Below are 14833 nucleotides of genomic sequence, written 5' to 3' on the forward strand. Positions count from 1 at the left end.
TTCACCGGCGTTCTCCTGTACTGGCAACGTGCAGGCCTGCAGCGTTCGCGGCCGATATCAGGCGCCGATTTTCCCCCGAAATGGGTCCAGCCAGGCTCCCCGATGCATAATCGATAGCTGGACCAACTCTCAGCGCCTGCCACCCCATGCTCGACGACATCAGGAAGACCTTGTGGGCGACCGCCGACAAGCTGCGCGCCAACATGGACGCCGCCGAATACAAGCACCTGGTCCTCGGGCTGATCTTCGTCAAGTACATCTCCGACACCTTCGCCGCGCGGCGTGCCGAACTGGCGCGGCGCTTTGCCGACCCCGACGACGATTACCATCTCGACGCCGCCGAACTGATCGCGGCAGAACTCGAAGACCGCGACTACTACCGCGAGGTCAATGTCTTCTGGGTGCCCGAGTCGGCGCGCTGGGAAGCGCTGCGCGCCGCCGCCAAGCAGCCGGACATCGGCAAGCGCATCGACGAGGCGCTGACCCTCATCGAAGTCGAGAACCCCAGGCTCAAGGGCATCCTCGACAAGCGCTACGCGCGCGCCCAGTTGCCCGACGGCAAGCTCGGCGAACTGGTCGATCTGGTGTCCACCATCGGCTTCGCTGCCGACCCCGGCAAGGCCCGCGACGTGCTCGGGCAGGTCTATGAATACTTCCTCGGCCAGTTCGCCAGCGCCGAAGGCAAGAAGGGCGGCCAGTTCTACACGCCGGCGTCGATCGTCAAGACCCTGGTCGCCGTTCTCGCTCCCCACCACGGCAAGGTCTATGACCCCTGCTGCGGCTCCGGCGGCATGTTCGTGCAGTCCGAGAAGTTCATCGAGGCGCACGGCGGCAAGCTCGGTGACGTGTCGATCTACGGCCAGGAATCCAACCCGACGACCTGGCGCCTCGCGGCGATGAACCTCGCCATCCGCGGCATCGACTTCAACCTCGGCCGCGAACCCGCCGACACCTTCACCCGCCACCAGCACCCGGACCTGCGCGCCGACTTCATTCTCGCCAACCCGCCGTTCAACATCAGCGACTGGTGGCATGGCAGCCTCGAAGACGACCCGCGCTGGGAGTACGGCACCCCGCCGCAGGGCAACGCCAACTACGCGTGGCTGCAGCACATGCTGTACCACCTGAAGGCGGGCGGCCGCGCCGGCATCGTGCTGGCCAATGGCTCGATGAGTTCCAGCCAGAACAGCGAGGGCGACATCCGCCGGGCGATGGTCGAGGCCGACGTCGTCGAGGTGATGATCGCATTGTCGGGGCAGCTTTTCTTCAACACGCAGATCCCCGCGTGTCTGTGGTTCCTGACTAGGCGGAAAGCTGCTCGACCGGGTGAAGTGCTGTTCATCGATGCTCGCAAGCTCGGCCGCATGATCAGCCGCGTGCAGACGGAGTTCCCCGATGAAGTGATCGAGCGCATTGCCGGTACCGTCGCTGCGTGGCGCGACGAGCTGGACGCCGGGGAGTATCAGGACGTCCCTGGCTACTGTCGCAGCGTGCATCTCGCCGAGATCGGCGAGCATGGCCACGTGCTGACGCCGGGCCGCTACGTGGGCGCCGAAGCGGTCGAGGACGACGACGAGGCCTTCGCCGGGAAGATGCAGAAGCTCACCGAGAAGCTCGGCGAGCAGATGGCGAAGGGGGCGGAACTCGATGCTTTGATCCGGCAGAAGCTGGGGGGGCTGGGGTATGAGTTCTGAGTGGGAGACGGCCGCTCTTGGCGAGACTGTTGTCTTTCTCTCTGGCAACACACCTTCCAAGAGCAACACGGATTATTGGGGAACTGGCACGTCTTGGATTTCTGCCAAGGACATGAAGTCCTTCTGGGTCGAATCCGCAGAGGACACCCTGACAGCAGCAGGTGTTGAAGCCGCCTCGCGGCTCGTTGAACCTGGGACAACGTTGTTGCTTACTCGTGGTATGACGCTGCACCACGATGTTCCGATCGTGCGGACTCGGTTTGCTGCGGCATTCAATCAGGACGTGAAGGCTGTAGTGCCGCGTTCCAGGGTACTTGCTGACTATGTGCCCTATTTGCTCTTGGGAAACAAACCTAGACTCCGGAGTATGGTCGATAGCGCAGGACATGGCACGGGGAGACTCAACTCCGATTCGTTGAAGGCACTGCAAGTTGCGATCCCTTCCATTGAGGAGCAGCGAGATATTGCCTCTTTTTTTGGTGCAATTGACGACCGCATCGCCCTCCTGCGCGAAACCAACGCCACGCTCGAAGCCATCGCGCAGGCGCTGTTCAAGTCGTGGTTCGTCGATTTCGACCCGGTCAGCGCCAAGCAGGAAGGCCGCGCCCCGGAAGGGATGGGCGAAGCCACTGCTGCGCTGTTTCCGGATGGGTTCGAGGAATCGGAACTGGGGTTGGTGCCGAGGGGGTGGCGGGTGGCGCCACTTGGCGAAGTCGTCCAGTCCGCAGGTGGCGGCACGCCAGACACCAAAGACGCGAGCTACTGGGAGCCAGCCCAACATTTCTGGACGACGCCGAAAGACTTGTCGGGTATGCAAGCGCCGGTGCTGCTGGGTACGGAGCGGAAGCTATCGGCCAAAGGCATTGCCAAGATAAGCTCAGGGCTGCTGCCGGTCGGTACGCTGTTGATGTCATCACGAGCGCCGATTGGCTACTTGGCAATGACCAATGCGCCGATGGCGATAAACCAAGGTTACATCGCAATACTGCCGGACAGCGTCTTGCCTCCGCTCTACATGCTGTTCTGGTGCCGGCTGAATATGGAAACCATCAAAAGCCATGCGAATGGTTCAACCTTCATGGAAATCAGTAAGAAGGCATTTCGACCCCTTCTGGCTCTTGTGCCTTCGATTGCCTTGCTTGCCGAATTCGTTGCTGTTGCAAGCGCTTTGTTCGAGCGTATCGTTGAAAATGAAGTGCAAGCCCAAACCCTCGCCACCCTCCGCGACACCCTGCTTCCCCGCCTGATCTCCGGCCAACTGCGCCTGCCAGCCGCCGACGCCCTGCTGGCAGAATTCGCCGCATGACCGAAAACCACCTCGAACAGGAAGCGCTCGGCTGGCTGAGCGAAATCGGCTACGACACCCGCTACGGCCCCGACATCGCCCCCGACGGCGCGAGCCCGGAGCGCGCCCGCTACCAGCAGGTGCTGCTGCCCTTCCGACTGCGCGAGGCGATTCATCGCCTGAACCCCGCCATCCCGGTCGCCGCCCGCGAGGACGCCTTCAGACAGGTGCTCGACCTCGGCATCCCGTCTTTGCTCCCGGCCAACCGCCACTTTCACCGGCTGCTGGTCGGCGGTGTGCCGGTGCAGTACCAGAAGGACGGCGAAACCCGCGGTGACCGGGTCCGCCTGATCGACTGGAGCAACCCCGCCAGGAACCAGTGGCTGGCGGTCAACCAGTACTCGATCAAGGGGCCGCGCCACACCCGCCGACCGGACCTCGTCCTGTTCGTGAACGGCCTGCCGCTGGTGCTGATCGAACTGAAGAACCCGACCGACGAAAACGCCGACATCTGGCGCGCCTACGAGCAGCTTCAGACCTACCAGGAGCAGATTCCGGACGCCTTCCTGTACAACGAGGTGCTGGTCATCTCCGACGGCAGCCAGGCACGCCTGGGGTCCCTCTCGGCGAACGCCGAGCGCTTCATGCAGTGGCGCACCATCGACGGGCTGGCGCTCGATCCGCTCGGCGAATTCAACGAACTGGAGACGCTGATCCGCGGCCTGCTGGCGCCGGCCATGCTGCTCGACTACCTGCGCTACTTCGTCCTGTTCGAGGATGACGGCACGCTGGTCAAGAAGATCGCCGGCTATCACCAGTTCCATGCGGTGCGCGCGGCGATCAATCAGGTGGTCACCGCCTCGCGCCCCGGCGGCACGCACAAGGGCGGCGTCGTCTGGCACACGCAGGGCAGCGGCAAGAGCATCACCATGACCTGCTTTGCCGCGCGCGTCATGCAGGAAGCGCTGATGGAGAACCCGACGATCGTCGTCATCACCGACCGCAACGACCTCGACGGCCAGTTGTTCGGCGTCTTCTCGCTGGCGCAGGACCTGCTGCGCGAGGAGCCGGTGCAGGCCCACAGCCGGCAGGACCTGCGCGCCAGACTCGGCAACCGTCCCGCGGGCGGCATCGTCTTCGCCACCATCCAGAAGTTCATGCCCGGCGAGGACGAGGACCGCTTTCCGGTGCTTTCCGACCGCCACAACATCGTGGTCATCGCCGATGAGGCGCACCGCACCCAGTACGGCTTCGAAGCCCGGCTCAGGACCGTCCGGGCGCCCGGGAACACCGCCGGCGACGCCGTCAACGCATTCAACGACGCCCACGCGCTGCTCGCCGCCGAGCCCGCCGCGTCGTACCGGGCACGCTACCAGCCCGGTTACGCCCAGCACCTGCGCGACGCCCTGCCCAATGCGACCTTCGTCGCCTTCACCGGCACCCCGGTATCGAGCGAGGACCGCGACACGCGTGCCGTGTTCGGCGACTACATCCACATCTACGACATGCAACAGGCGAAGGACGATGGGGCGACCGTCGCCATCTACTTCGAGTCGCGTCTCGCCAGACTGTCGCTGAACGAGGCCGCGCTGCCGCAGCTCGACGACGCGGTCGATGAACTCGCCGAGGACGAGGAGGAAGGGCAGCAGGCCCGGCTGAAGAGCCGGTGGGCCGCGCTTGAGAAGGTCGTCGGTGCCGGACCCCGTATCGCCAGCGTCGCCGCCGATCTGGTCGCGCACTTCGAGGAACGCAGCCAGGCCCAGACCGGCAAGGCGATGGTCGTCGCCATGAGCCGCGAAATCTGCGTCCATCTCTACCACGAGATCACCCGCTTGCGCCCCGCGTGGCATGACGCCGATCCGGAAAAGGGGACGATCAAGATCGTGATGACCGGTTCGGCCAGCGACAAGGCCCTGCTGCGGCCGCACATCCATAGCGCCCAGGTCAGGAAGCGCCTCGAAAAGCGCTTCAAGGACCCCGCCGACGCGCTGCGCATCGTCATCGTGCGCGACATGTGGCTGACCGGCTTCGATGCCCCCTGCGTGCATACGATGTACATCGACAAGCCGATGCAGGGCCACAACCTGATGCAGGCCATCGCCCGCGTCAATCGCGTGTTCAGGGACAAGCAGGGCGGCCTGGTCGTCGACTACATCGGCATCGCCCACGAACTCAAGAGTGCGCTCAGGGAATACACCGCCAGCCAGGGACGCGGCCGGCCGACGGTCGATGTCGCCGAAGCCTACGCGCTGCTGGAAGAGAAGCTCGACATCCTGCGCGCGATGCTGCACGGCTTCGATTACCGTGATTTCCTGACCGCCGGCCACCGGCGGCTGGCCGGCGCCGCCAACCACGTGCTGGGGCAGCCGGACGGCAAGCAGCGCTTCGCCGATGCCGCGCTGGCGATGAGCCGGGCGTTCAGCCTCTGCTGCACGCTCGATGAAGCCCGGGCGGTGCGCGACGAGGTGGCTTTCCTGCAGGCGGTGAAGGTCATCCTGAGCAAGCGCGACAACAGTCAGCAACGCCAGTCCGATGAGCAGCGCGAACTGGCCATCCGCCAGATCATCAATTCGGCGATCGTTTCCGGGGAGGTCGTCGATGTGTTCGACGCGGTCGGCCTCGACAAGCCGAACATCGGGATTCTCGACGACGCCTTTCTCGCCGAGGTGCGTAACCTGCCCGAGCGCAATCTGGCCGTCGAACTGCTGGAGCGCCTGCTCGAAGGCGAGATCAGGAGCCGCTTTGCCGGCAACGTGGTGCAGGCGAAGAAGTTCTCCGAGTTGCTGACCAACGTGATCAAGCGTTACCAGAACCGGGCCATCGAGACCGCGCAGGTCATCGAGGAACTGATCGAGATGGCCAGGAAGTTCCGGGCGGCGGCGAACCGCGGCGAGGCCCTGGGCCTGACCGAGGACGAGGTCCGTTTCTACGATGCCTTGGCCGACAATGCCTCGGCGGTCCGCGAGTTGTCCGATGAAACCCTGAAGAAGATTGCCCACGAACTGACCGAGAACCTGCGCCAGAACATCACCGTGGACTGGTCGGCCCGGGAGAGCATCCGCGCCAGACTCCGGCTCATGGTCAAACGTATTCTGCGCAAGTACAAGTACCCTCCGGATCAGCAGGAGGCGGCCATCGAGCTGGTGCTGCAGCAGGCCGAGGTGTTGGGCGAGGAGTGGATGTGAGTGCTGGCGCCCTGGCGCGGGATCGGCTCGCATGACCGGACCCGGCAGCCGCGCCGTCTCGCCCGCCTGCCGCTACGGCGCGCGCCCGTTCCTGCGAACGACGCTGCCGTGCTGCCGAGGCACGCTTTCGTCGCCCGGAACTGCGCCAGCGTCGTTCGGAACTGCACCTTCGTCGCTCGCAAGGACGAACGCGTTCCTCTGTGCAGCGATGTCGATGTTCAGAACCCCCTCCGGCGACTTCCGGAAAGACAGCGTCGTCGATCCGAAGCACGACGCCATCCCCCCGCGCAACGGCGTCGATGTTCGGAGCAACGACTTTGCTGCATGACGCCGCGTCACCATTTTTCCGGGCGACGACGGCGTAGCGTCGATCGACGCCTCTGTTATTCCTCGCCAGAGGTTGACGACTCGTATCCCATAGACTACAGTCCGGCATGCGCATTCAGTTCACCGAGGTCTATCGAGATTGGATCAATGGGCTCAAAGACCGAACAAGCCGGGCAAGGATTCAGGTGCGAGTCGATCGTCTTTCGCACGGCAATCCTGGCCAGCATCGTCATCCGACTGAAGGCGTGTCCGAACTGAAGATCGATGTTGGGCCTGGCTACCGGGTTTACTACACCGAGAGAAACGGTGAGTTGATGGTTCTTCTTGCTGGCGGGGATAAGTCAAGTCAGCAGCAAGACATCAAGGCAGCTAACGCGCTGGCGCGAAACCTTCAGGAGTACGAGATGGCTAAAGCAGCAGCAAAAGCGAGTCCGAAAACCAAGACCGTTGCCTACGATGTCGCTGAACAGCTTCGCACGCCCGAAGAAATGGCAGCGTATCTGGATGCCTGTTTCGTTGAGGCACCAGAAGATGCTGCAGGTATCGCCCGTGCGCTAGGTGATATCGCTCGCGCCAAGGGAATGACGCAAGTCGCGCGCGACGCCGGCCTCAGTCGAGAGAGCCTCTACAAGGCTCTCAGTGAAAACGGAAACCCGAGCTTCGCAACCATCCTGAAGGTCGCCCGCGCGTTGGGTGTGCGTCTGCACGCAGAGGCGGCGTAAGCGGGGCGAACGTGCCTCCGGTGACACCCTTTCCATCGAGAGGACCGTTCCGGTAAGCCGGGCCTGGCCTGTCATGCCAAACTTTGCTTCGGTGCAGTCAATGGTGGCGTCCTGATGCAGGGTCCCGGCAGTCCTCCGGAAACGATTTTGCTAATCACAGTGGCTCTCCACGGCGGGTCATGCAGCGGACTGGCCAACGCCGCCTGCAGCCGCCGCGGCTCGGCCACGCGTCAGAAAATACGACCTGATGTGGTCCGGCCTTGACCGTCGAGGCTGAGGATGCTGGCCCTGACCCTTACACTGCGTGAGCTTGGCGCTGTGGCTCCGGTCAATGACGGGGCACCCGGATCAACGCCTGGTCGCGCGATGAACGTAGAAGCTTACCGGGGTGGCGATCAGCAACGCCCTGCCGGCGCGGTCCACCACGGCAACTTCGACCTGATGTTCGACCTGATCCTTGGCCGCCATCTGCCACTCGTCGGGACTGATGTCGAACTGCAGCGTGACTCGCCGGACCGGCAGGACCGTTCCGTCGAGCCTGATCGCAATGGCGTCCCCCCGCGCTGTCCGCAAGTCGGGGGAGAGCGTCACGGCCATCGAAAACAGGCCGGTATTCGTGTGTACCGTGCCGCCGTTTTCAGGCTGCATGATCTGCACTGCGGAGTAGGGCGCCACCGCCGGCGCGGGCTGGCCGGCAACCTGGGGGGACGGCGAATCCATCAGATTGATCTGCGGCAACGTGATCTCGCGGGCTCCGGCACTCGGGAGGTCCGAAAAAACCGGGCCAACGCGGTCACTGGTTTCATACACCGGCTGTGCAACAGCGACCGTTGCGATGCTCAACACGACAAGGAGAGAAGGTTTGCTCATGGTCAGGGTTCCTCGCTGCTTCCGATCGCCCGAGCAGGCATCCCGAAGCATGCTCCGGCGCAGTTCTGCGGGGGTGTCCCCGCGACGCTTGTCAATCCTTGTCTTCCTCGAAAGGAATCCGCGCATCCCGCTCAAAACGCGCCTTGCGCTTGCGGGCGAAGACCCAGAGCACGATGCCGATGAAGGCAATGATCAGGACGAAGTGATAAATGGTCAGGTTCATGTCGTTCCCGTTGCGCAGCCAAACGTCGAGGAGGGTCTGGGAGCCTGGGCGAACTTATCTGCTCAGGTTTCGCCGGCCGCCGTTGCCCTGGCGTTGCCGCACATGTCCAGCCGATGGGCTGCCGCGACGGGTGTCAGGGAAATCTTGATCACCGCTATCCGCTTGCTCATGAGCAGTTCTCCTGGATGCCTGGTCAATGGACGATGCCCGGAACGTTTGTCCAGGTTGGATCCTATGGGTGAATTATAAGCGGCTGGCGAACAGGTACGACAGCAGATCCGACCGCAGACGCGGTTTTCCCTGCGTCGAGGCCGGCGCGCCGTCAGGCCGGAGGCTCATGCCTGTGGGTCACGGCCAGGCATTGGCCGGCGGCAGGCAGGATCGCCAGCAGGGTTGCGCGTGTCGGGTTTCCCTGGCGGGGAAGGGCGCGGGAAGGGCTTGCGCGACGCCGGCCATTGGCCTGGCACGACTTCTTCGGCAACTCGTCGCGCGCCAGGCGGGTCTTTCCAGCGTCGGCGCACACCGGGTCGCGGTAGTGGCGTTGCCGGGGTGGCCGCGTTCAAGGCGGCCGGAGGCGTAGCGGTGGGCGGCGCTTGGCTCGTCCCCGTGTGCGCTGGCGAACAGATGACGTCCCATCATCAGCATATCGTCTTGACTGGCTGTTGAAGGGCACGATGCGTACGCGTCAGCGACATCCCCGCGCGGGCATACCGGCGACGGCAAGGCGTTTCACCAGGCCTCCTGATATTCCTTCCTTCACCGCCATGACCCTGACGCGTTCGCTCAAATGGACAACTGGAGTATTTCTCGCCCTGGTGGTGCTGACCGTCATGCTTGTCGACCGGAACGGGCTGCTTGAGCCCATTGCGCGCCGGATCAGTAGCGCTACGGGTAGAAGTGTCGCCGTCAACGGCGAACTGAGCGTGCATCTTTCATGGCGGCCGCGCATCGTTGCCCACCACGTTGTCTTCGGGAATGCCGCGTGGAGCCCCGACCCCGTGATGGCCGAAATCAAGCGCCTGGAGTTCACGATCGACCTTTTCAAGCTTCTGATCGGCAGGCTGGAATTTCCCGAAGTCGCCTTGTCCGAACCGCAGGTGCTGCTTGAGGTGAGTCGGGATGGCGTGCCCAACTGGGTCTTCGACGAGCAGGACAAGAACCATGCCGTCGATTTTCCGACCATCGGCGTGCTGACCATCGATCACGGCAGCGTGCGTTATCGGGATCCCGACAATCATACCGAACTGGCGCTTGACATCAAAACGCGGGAAGACAGCAAAGATAATCCTGAACTCGGGCTGGAAGTCGCGGGCAAAGGCCGCTTCAAGGGCCTGCCGACGACGCTGCACGCGCGCGGTGGCGGGCTGCTGAGTCTGGGCAGCGCCGAAAATCCCTACCCGATCAGGGCAAATGCGATGCTGGGTAGCACCAGGGCCAGCATTGACGGCAAGCTGCTCGATCCGCTGCATCTCAAGGGAGAGGAACTGAACTTCAAGCTTGAAGGGAGCGACCTGGCGTTACTCTTTCCGATCATCGGTGTGCCATTTCCGCCGACACCCGCGTACAAACTCGTCGGATTTCTGGATCGTGAAGGCGACGTGTGGACTTTTCGCCGCTTCAAGGGGACGGTGGGGCAAAGCGATCTGGGGGGAAATTTCACGGTTGATCGGGGTCAGCGGCCCCAAATGATCAGCGCCGACCTGGTCTCACAACAACTGCTGATGAAAGACCTCGGCGGCTTCATCGGAGCTGAGCGCGGTTCGCAGCCGAGTCGGAACCCACCACTCGGCGACAAGGTGCTGCCGGCCGAGCCGTTCAGTCTGGAAAAGCTGAACGCGGCGAACGCGGATGTGCATTTCCGTGGCGAGAAGATCCTGACCGAGAACATGCTGCTCAACAAAATGAGTGCGCATCTCACCGTAAACGATGGTGTGTTGAAGCTCACACCGCTGGATTTCGGAATCGCTGGCGGAAATCTGGTGACGCGCATCGAAATGGACGGGCGCCACCGGCCCATCGCGATACAGGTAGACACCACCGCGAAAGGTCTGCACCTGGATCAGTTGTTCCCGACTTTCAGATTGGCCGACGCCAATACCGGCACGATGGGGGGGCGGGCCAGACTGGCTGGCCATGGCAATTCGGTGGCACAGATGCTCGCCTCGGCCAACGGCGAGGCCGCTCTGATCATGGCTGGTGGTTCGGTCGGGGAGTTGGTTCTCAGACTGTCGAACCTTGACCTGGCCAATTCGCTCCTGGTCATGCTGGGTGGCGACAGGCAGGTTCCGATTCGCTGCATGGTGGGTAATTTCAAGGCGCTTGATGGCGTTTTCAGCGTGCAGAACCTGGTGCTCGATACGCCCAAGGTCAGCATTACCGGTAGTGGCAACGTAGACTTCACTGATGAATCGCTCAACCTCAGATTGGTGCCCGAGTCGAAGGGCTTCAGTCTGGCATCGCTGCGCGGCCCCATCGTGATCACGGGGACGTTCAATAGCCCGACGGTACGACCTGAAATGGGCGGCGTGATCGCGCGCGGCGCTCTCGCGGTGGCTTTGGGTGCGGTGACGTCAGGTGTGGGAGCATTGATACCGCTGCTCGACTTTGGCAACGACAAGGACAGCGACTGTGCCTTACTCATCAACCAGGCCAAGTCGGATGCGCGCGTGAAGACGAGCGATATTGCGCCACGTGCCGGAAAACGGTAAACAGCGCTTCCGGCTCGACCATCAGGTTGCGTTTGGGCGATCAATTTCGCCAGTTCTGCTTCAGTTTGTCGCCGGTAGCGTCAGCGCCGAACGCAATCCGCCCAGTGGCGAATCCATCAGCTCCAGCCGGCCTCCATACAGCCGTGCCAGATCCTCGACGATGGCTAGTCCCAGCCCGGATCCCGGTACCTGTTCGTCGGCTCGAATGCCGCGGCGGATAACGGCATCCCGTTGCGCGGCGACAAGCCCCACGCCGTCGTCGTCGATGATGATGCACAGTTCACTGCCCTTGCGTTCCGCGTCGACCCTGACCTGCTGTGAGGCCCACTTGCAGGCGTTGTCGAGCAGGTTGCCTAGCATTTCCTGCAGGTCCTGTGCTTCACCCCGGAAGACCAGGGCCTCGGAAAATCTCCGGCAAGTGAGGTCAAGCTGGCGCTCGGCGTGGATATGCCGCATGGTTCGCAGCAGGCCGTCGATGACTGGCCGCAGCGAGGTTCGTGCACCGGGCATGCGGCTGGTGGCGGCGGCTTGTGCGCGGGCAAGGTGGTAGTCCACTTGTCGACGTGCGGTGGAGACCTGCTCCAGGACGAGGCGGGCGAGTGCCTCGTGCTCCCGGCTCGCAGGCTTGCTGGCGGCATCTGCCGCGTTGGCCAGTACACTCAGCGGCGTTTTCAGCGCGTGCGCCAGATTGCCGGCCTGCGTACGCGCGCGCTCGACGACCTCGGCGTTCTGCGCCAGCACGGTGTTGAGCTCTTCGACCAGCGGCATGATTTCGGCCGGAAAATCGCCATTCAGGCGCGGCGTTTCGCCGCTGCGCACCTTGCCAAGCGCGGCATGCAACTTGCGCAGGGGTGCCAGACCGACGAAGACCTGCACCAGGGCAGCGACCACCAGGCCCATGCCGAGCACTCCCAGTGCCACCCACAGCGCATCGCTGAAGCGTGCCACGGGTTCGGACATCAGGCTCTCGTCGGCAGCCACGATCAGACGGAAGCTACGGGGCTTGCCGTCCGGTATGTCGTCGATACGCACGCTGCGTTCGCCCATGCCGAGCATCTTTCCCTCAGGTCCAGCGATCCGGTGCTGGTGAATTTCGCCGTCGGCTGGCGTGTCCGGCGGGACGGCAAGCACGTGATCCCACAGCGAGCGCGAGCGCAGCAGCCCGCTGCTTACCGGGGCAGCGTCATTGATCTCGTCGATCTGCCAATAGCACCCGGAATAGGGCCGGCTCAAGCGTGGGTCGCTGAGCGGGAGGGCCAAGGTTGGCTGCCCCTTGCTGTCAAGCGTCAGTTGCGCCGTGAGTTGGTCGAGATAGGTTTTCAGTTCGGCATGGAACTGAACTTCGACATGCCGCTGGAAGAGGCTGCTCAGCCCCCAACCGGCAGCGATGATCGAAGCGGCAATCCAGAACAGGGTGCCGGCCAGCAGGCGTAGGCGTAACGAATTTCGCAGCGCGCTGCTGACGGCATTTTTCATTACGGAGGGGTCAGCCGGTAGCCGAGGCCGCGCACGGTCTCAATCAGCCCCGGCGGCAGCTTCTTGCGAAGCCGGGCGATGAACACTTCGACGGTGTTCGAGTCGCGGTCGAAATCCTGGGCGTAGATGTGCTCGACCAGATCGCTGCGCGAGATGACTTCGTCGCGGTGATGCATCAGGTAGGCGAGCACGCGGTATTCGTGGCTGGTCAACGTCAGCGCCTGTCCATTGACCGTGGCGCGGTGGTTACGGGTATCCAGCGTCAGCGGTCCGCAATTCAGTTCGGCGCTGGCATGGCCGCCGGCACGGCGGATCAGCGCACGCAGGCGGGCCAGGAGTTCTTCCATGTGGAAGGGTTTGCTCAGGTAGTCGTCAGCACCGGCGTCGATCCCGGCCACTTTCTCGTGCCAGCCGTCACGTGCGGTGAGGATCAGTACCGGCATCGTGCGTCCGCTTGCGCGCCATTTGCGGAGCACGGTGATGCCATCCACCTGCGGCAGGCCAAGGTCGAGAACCACCGCGTCGTAGGACTCGCTAGCGCCCAGGTAGTGCCCGTCTACGCCATTTCCGGCGGTATCCACGGCGTAGCTTGCAGCGCCCAGACCTTCGGCCAGTTGCGCCTGCAGGGTCGGTTCGTCTTCAACAATCAGTATGCGCATCAGCTGCCCTCTCCGCCGCGTCGATGACCACGTGGTTCCCGTTCTTGCTCCGTTCCGCTGCGTTCCTTCTTGCCGATGACTGCGCCGGTACGCGCATCGACCTTGAGTTTGATCAGGCTGCCACCACTGCGCAGCAACTTGATCTTGTAGACCCAGGGTTCAAGCTTGTTCTCGTGTTCACGTTCCAGTTCGACATCAATCACGTGTCCCGGGTATTCGCGCTCAACTCGTTCGAGGATAGTGCGCAGCGGAAGTATCTCGCCTGCCTCCACCGCCTGTCGGGCGCGGTCATGGTCGCGGCCATTTTCCGCCATGCCGCTACTGGCGCCAAACGCCAGCAACAGGGTACACAAGGCGCCTGCAGCCCTATGGCAACGGTGGCTTGCAGATCGATTGGTAGTCGGGTTCTGTTTCAGCATGCCTGATTTATAGCCCGGACTTCATGAACGCAGGATGAACGGGGGATTAACCTTCCATTCAGTTCACTCTCTGCATAGTACGCCTGACACCGACCCCAACGAGGAGTACACCATGCACAGAAAACTGACCATCACCTCGCTTGCCGTCACGCTCGCACTGAGCTTTTCCGGTGCCGGCATCTCCGGCACGCGCGAGGATCAACTGGACAAATATGCCCGTACCGCCAAGGCATCCAACCCCGCATTTTCCGGATTTTCCGCCGCCCGCGGCAAGGTGCTGCACAACCAGGCCTTCTCCGGCGGCAAGCCCGATACGCCGTCCTGTACCTCGTGCCACGGCAACGACACGCGCGGCGCAGGCCGCAACCCGGCCGGCAAGGCGATCGACCCGATGGCGCTGTCGGCTTCGCCCTCGCGATATACCGACCCGACGAAAGTCGAAAAGTGGTTCAAGCGCAACTGCAACGAAGTGCTGGGACGTGAATGCACGCCGCTGGAAAAGGGCGACTGGCTGAGTTTCATGATTAGCCAGTAGTCCAGCAATTACCAAGGAGCCGATCATGAAAATTCCCGCTCGCCTACTCGCCCTCTGCCTGCTCGCCCTGGCCTTTTCCGCACTGGTCCTCGGCCGTGCCCAGGCCGGCGGCAGCCACTATTTCGCCCCCGTTGCCGACCCGATGGTCAAGGAAGAGTGCGGCAGTTGTCATCTTGCTTTTGCCCCTTCGATGCTGCCTGCCAGTTCATGGAGACGCATGATGGCCGACCTCAGGAACCACTTTGGCGACGACGCCTCGCTCGACCCAGCCGTGACGACGAAGATCACCGAGTACCTGGTCAACAACGCTGCCGATACCGGCGGCCGGCGCTACAGCGACAAGCTGCTGCGCGGCGTGTCGGCCACGAATGCGCCGCTCCGCATCACCGAACTGCCGAAATGGGTGAAGGAGCACCGCAAGGTTCAGGACTGGGAGTGGAAGCACAAGGATGTGCGCTCCAAGGCTAACTGCGCGGCCTGCCATACCGGCGCCGAGCGCGGTTACTATGAAGACTGAGATGCTTCCTGAACGGCTGATGAACAGGACTTTCACCTCGCATTCAGGCTGCGCCGTGCATTATCTTCACATGCTCTGCAGCCTGGCTGCGACAAACGGAGGGTTCCAGCATGCGTCATCCGCGTACAGGCAACGCTTCGGTCGAATGCAAGCTGCCGCGACGATACGCCACAGCGCCCTGCGGTCATGCGGCCGGCAGCGAAGCAGGTCACC

12 protein-coding genes and 1 pseudogene are annotated in these 14833 nt (G+C 63.1%); 8 read left to right on the plus strand and 5 right to left on the minus strand.

Annotated elements, in window-relative coordinates:
* Positions 1-146: 146 nt before the first annotated feature.
* The 5 genes and pseudogenes from AC15MQ_RS19140 to AC15MQ_RS19160 all read left to right on the plus strand — a co-directional run bounded on the left by AC15MQ_RS19140 (position 147) and on the right by AC15MQ_RS19160 (position 7213).
* Positions 147-1694 (plus strand): class I SAM-dependent DNA methyltransferase, encoded by a 1548-nt coding sequence (locus tag AC15MQ_RS19140; protein ID WP_483081010.1) that lies wholly within the window; start codon positions 147-149, stop codon positions 1692-1694.
* Entirely contained in the window at positions 1684-3000 is a 1317-nt protein-coding gene (locus tag AC15MQ_RS19145; protein WP_483081011.1) for a restriction endonuclease subunit S, read from the plus strand. Before AC15MQ_RS19140 ends, AC15MQ_RS19145 begins: the two co-directional genes overlap by 11 nt.
* A complete protein-coding gene (locus tag AC15MQ_RS19150; RefSeq protein WP_483081012.1) occupies positions 2997-6164 on the plus strand; it encodes a type I restriction endonuclease subunit R in 3168 nt (1055 codons plus the stop codon). Before AC15MQ_RS19145 ends, AC15MQ_RS19150 begins: the two co-directional genes overlap by 4 nt.
* 434 nt (positions 6165-6598) lie before the next feature.
* Positions 6599-6868: pseudogene (locus tag AC15MQ_RS19155) on the plus strand (type II toxin-antitoxin system RelE/ParE family toxin); the annotation flags it as partial.
* A gap of 27 nt (positions 6869-6895) precedes the next feature.
* Positions 6896-7213 carry an addiction module antidote protein gene (locus AC15MQ_RS19160; protein WP_287655485.1) on the plus strand — a complete coding sequence of 106 codons (318 nt, stop codon included), beginning with the start codon at positions 6896-6898 and terminating at the stop codon, positions 7211-7213.
* 348 nt (positions 7214-7561) lie between these two features.
* On the opposite strand, the gene AC15MQ_RS19165 is transcribed toward AC15MQ_RS19160, so the two are convergent.
* Both AC15MQ_RS19165 and AC15MQ_RS19170 read right to left on the minus strand, forming a co-directional pair.
* The gene (locus AC15MQ_RS19165) at positions 7562-8083 is read right to left on the minus strand and encodes a hypothetical protein (protein ID WP_483081013.1); all 522 of its coding nucleotides are present in this window, start codon (positions 8081-8083) and stop codon (positions 7562-7564) included.
* Between the two features lie 91 nt (positions 8084-8174).
* A complete protein-coding gene (locus tag AC15MQ_RS19170; protein WP_287655482.1) occupies positions 8175-8306 on the minus strand; it encodes a cbb3-type cytochrome oxidase subunit 3 in 132 nt (43 codons plus the stop codon).
* Positions 8307-8980: 674 nt separating this feature from the next.
* On the opposite strand from AC15MQ_RS19170, the gene AC15MQ_RS19175 reads away from it, so the two are divergent.
* The gene (locus AC15MQ_RS19175) at positions 8981-11014 is read left to right on the plus strand and encodes an AsmA family protein (RefSeq protein WP_483081014.1); all 2034 of its coding nucleotides are present in this window, start codon (positions 8981-8983) and stop codon (positions 11012-11014) included.
* 60 nt (positions 11015-11074) lie between these two features.
* Here the strand turns inward: AC15MQ_RS19175 and AC15MQ_RS19180 are convergent, their stop codons facing one another.
* From AC15MQ_RS19180 to AC15MQ_RS19190, 3 genes are read right to left on the minus strand one after another with little or no spacing between them, the layout of a single operon-like run.
* Positions 11075-12490 (minus strand): sensor histidine kinase, encoded by a 1416-nt coding sequence (locus AC15MQ_RS19180; RefSeq protein ID WP_483081015.1) that lies wholly within the window; start codon positions 12488-12490, stop codon positions 11075-11077.
* The gene (locus tag AC15MQ_RS19185) at positions 12490-13149 is read right to left on the minus strand and encodes a response regulator transcription factor (protein WP_483081016.1); all 660 of its coding nucleotides are present in this window, start codon (positions 13147-13149) and stop codon (positions 12490-12492) included. The genes AC15MQ_RS19180 and AC15MQ_RS19185 overlap by 1 nt, the downstream gene beginning before the upstream one ends.
* On the minus strand, positions 13149-13502 hold the full coding sequence (locus AC15MQ_RS19190) for a PepSY domain-containing protein (protein WP_287655477.1): 354 nt from the start codon (positions 13500-13502) through the stop codon (positions 13149-13151). The genes AC15MQ_RS19185 and AC15MQ_RS19190 overlap by 1 nt, the downstream gene beginning before the upstream one ends.
* Positions 13503-13680: 178 nt before the next feature.
* Between AC15MQ_RS19190 and AC15MQ_RS19195 the strand changes: the two genes are divergently transcribed.
* Positions 13681-14103: a DUF1924 domain-containing protein gene (locus AC15MQ_RS19195; protein WP_287655476.1), complete on the plus strand. Its 423-nt coding sequence runs from the start codon at positions 13681-13683 to the stop codon at positions 14101-14103.
* Between the two features lie 25 nt (positions 14104-14128).
* A complete protein-coding gene (locus AC15MQ_RS19200) occupies positions 14129-14620 on the plus strand; it encodes a diheme cytochrome c (RefSeq protein ID WP_483081017.1) in 492 nt (163 codons plus the stop codon).
* Positions 14621-14833: the final 213 nt, after the last annotated feature.

Source organism: Candidatus Accumulibacter propinquus (assembly GCF_056856495.1).

Bases quoted from the DNA above. Each gene is read 5' to 3' on its own strand.
- AC15MQ_RS19150 (WP_483081012.1), top strand. From the start codon at position 2,997: ATGACCGAAAACCACCTCGAACAGGAAGCGCTCGGCTGGCTGAGCGAA.
- AC15MQ_RS19195 (WP_287655476.1), top strand. From the start codon at position 13,681: ATGCACAGAAAACTGACCATCACCTCGCTTGCCGTCACGCTCGCACTG.
- AC15MQ_RS19170 (WP_287655482.1), bottom strand. From the start codon at position 8,306: ATGAACCTGACCATTTATCACTTCGTCCTGATCATTGCCTTCATCGGC.
- AC15MQ_RS19185 (WP_483081016.1), bottom strand. From the start codon at position 13,149: ATGCGCATACTGATTGTTGAAGACGAACCGACCCTGCAGGCGCAACTG.
- AC15MQ_RS19175 (WP_483081014.1), top strand. From the start codon at position 8,981: ATGCGTACGCGTCAGCGACATCCCCGCGCGGGCATACCGGCGACGGCA.
- AC15MQ_RS19160 (WP_287655485.1), top strand. From the start codon at position 6,896: ATGGCTAAAGCAGCAGCAAAAGCGAGTCCGAAAACCAAGACCGTTGCC.
- AC15MQ_RS19165 (WP_483081013.1), bottom strand. From the start codon at position 8,083: ATGAGCAAACCTTCTCTCCTTGTCGTGTTGAGCATCGCAACGGTCGCT.
- AC15MQ_RS19140 (WP_483081010.1), top strand. From the start codon at position 147: ATGCTCGACGACATCAGGAAGACCTTGTGGGCGACCGCCGACAAGCTG.
- AC15MQ_RS19145 (WP_483081011.1), top strand. From the start codon at position 1,684: ATGAGTTCTGAGTGGGAGACGGCCGCTCTTGGCGAGACTGTTGTCTTT.
- AC15MQ_RS19200 (WP_483081017.1), top strand. From the start codon at position 14,129: ATGAAAATTCCCGCTCGCCTACTCGCCCTCTGCCTGCTCGCCCTGGCC.
- AC15MQ_RS19180 (WP_483081015.1), bottom strand. From the start codon at position 12,490: ATGAAAAATGCCGTCAGCAGCGCGCTGCGAAATTCGTTACGCCTACGC.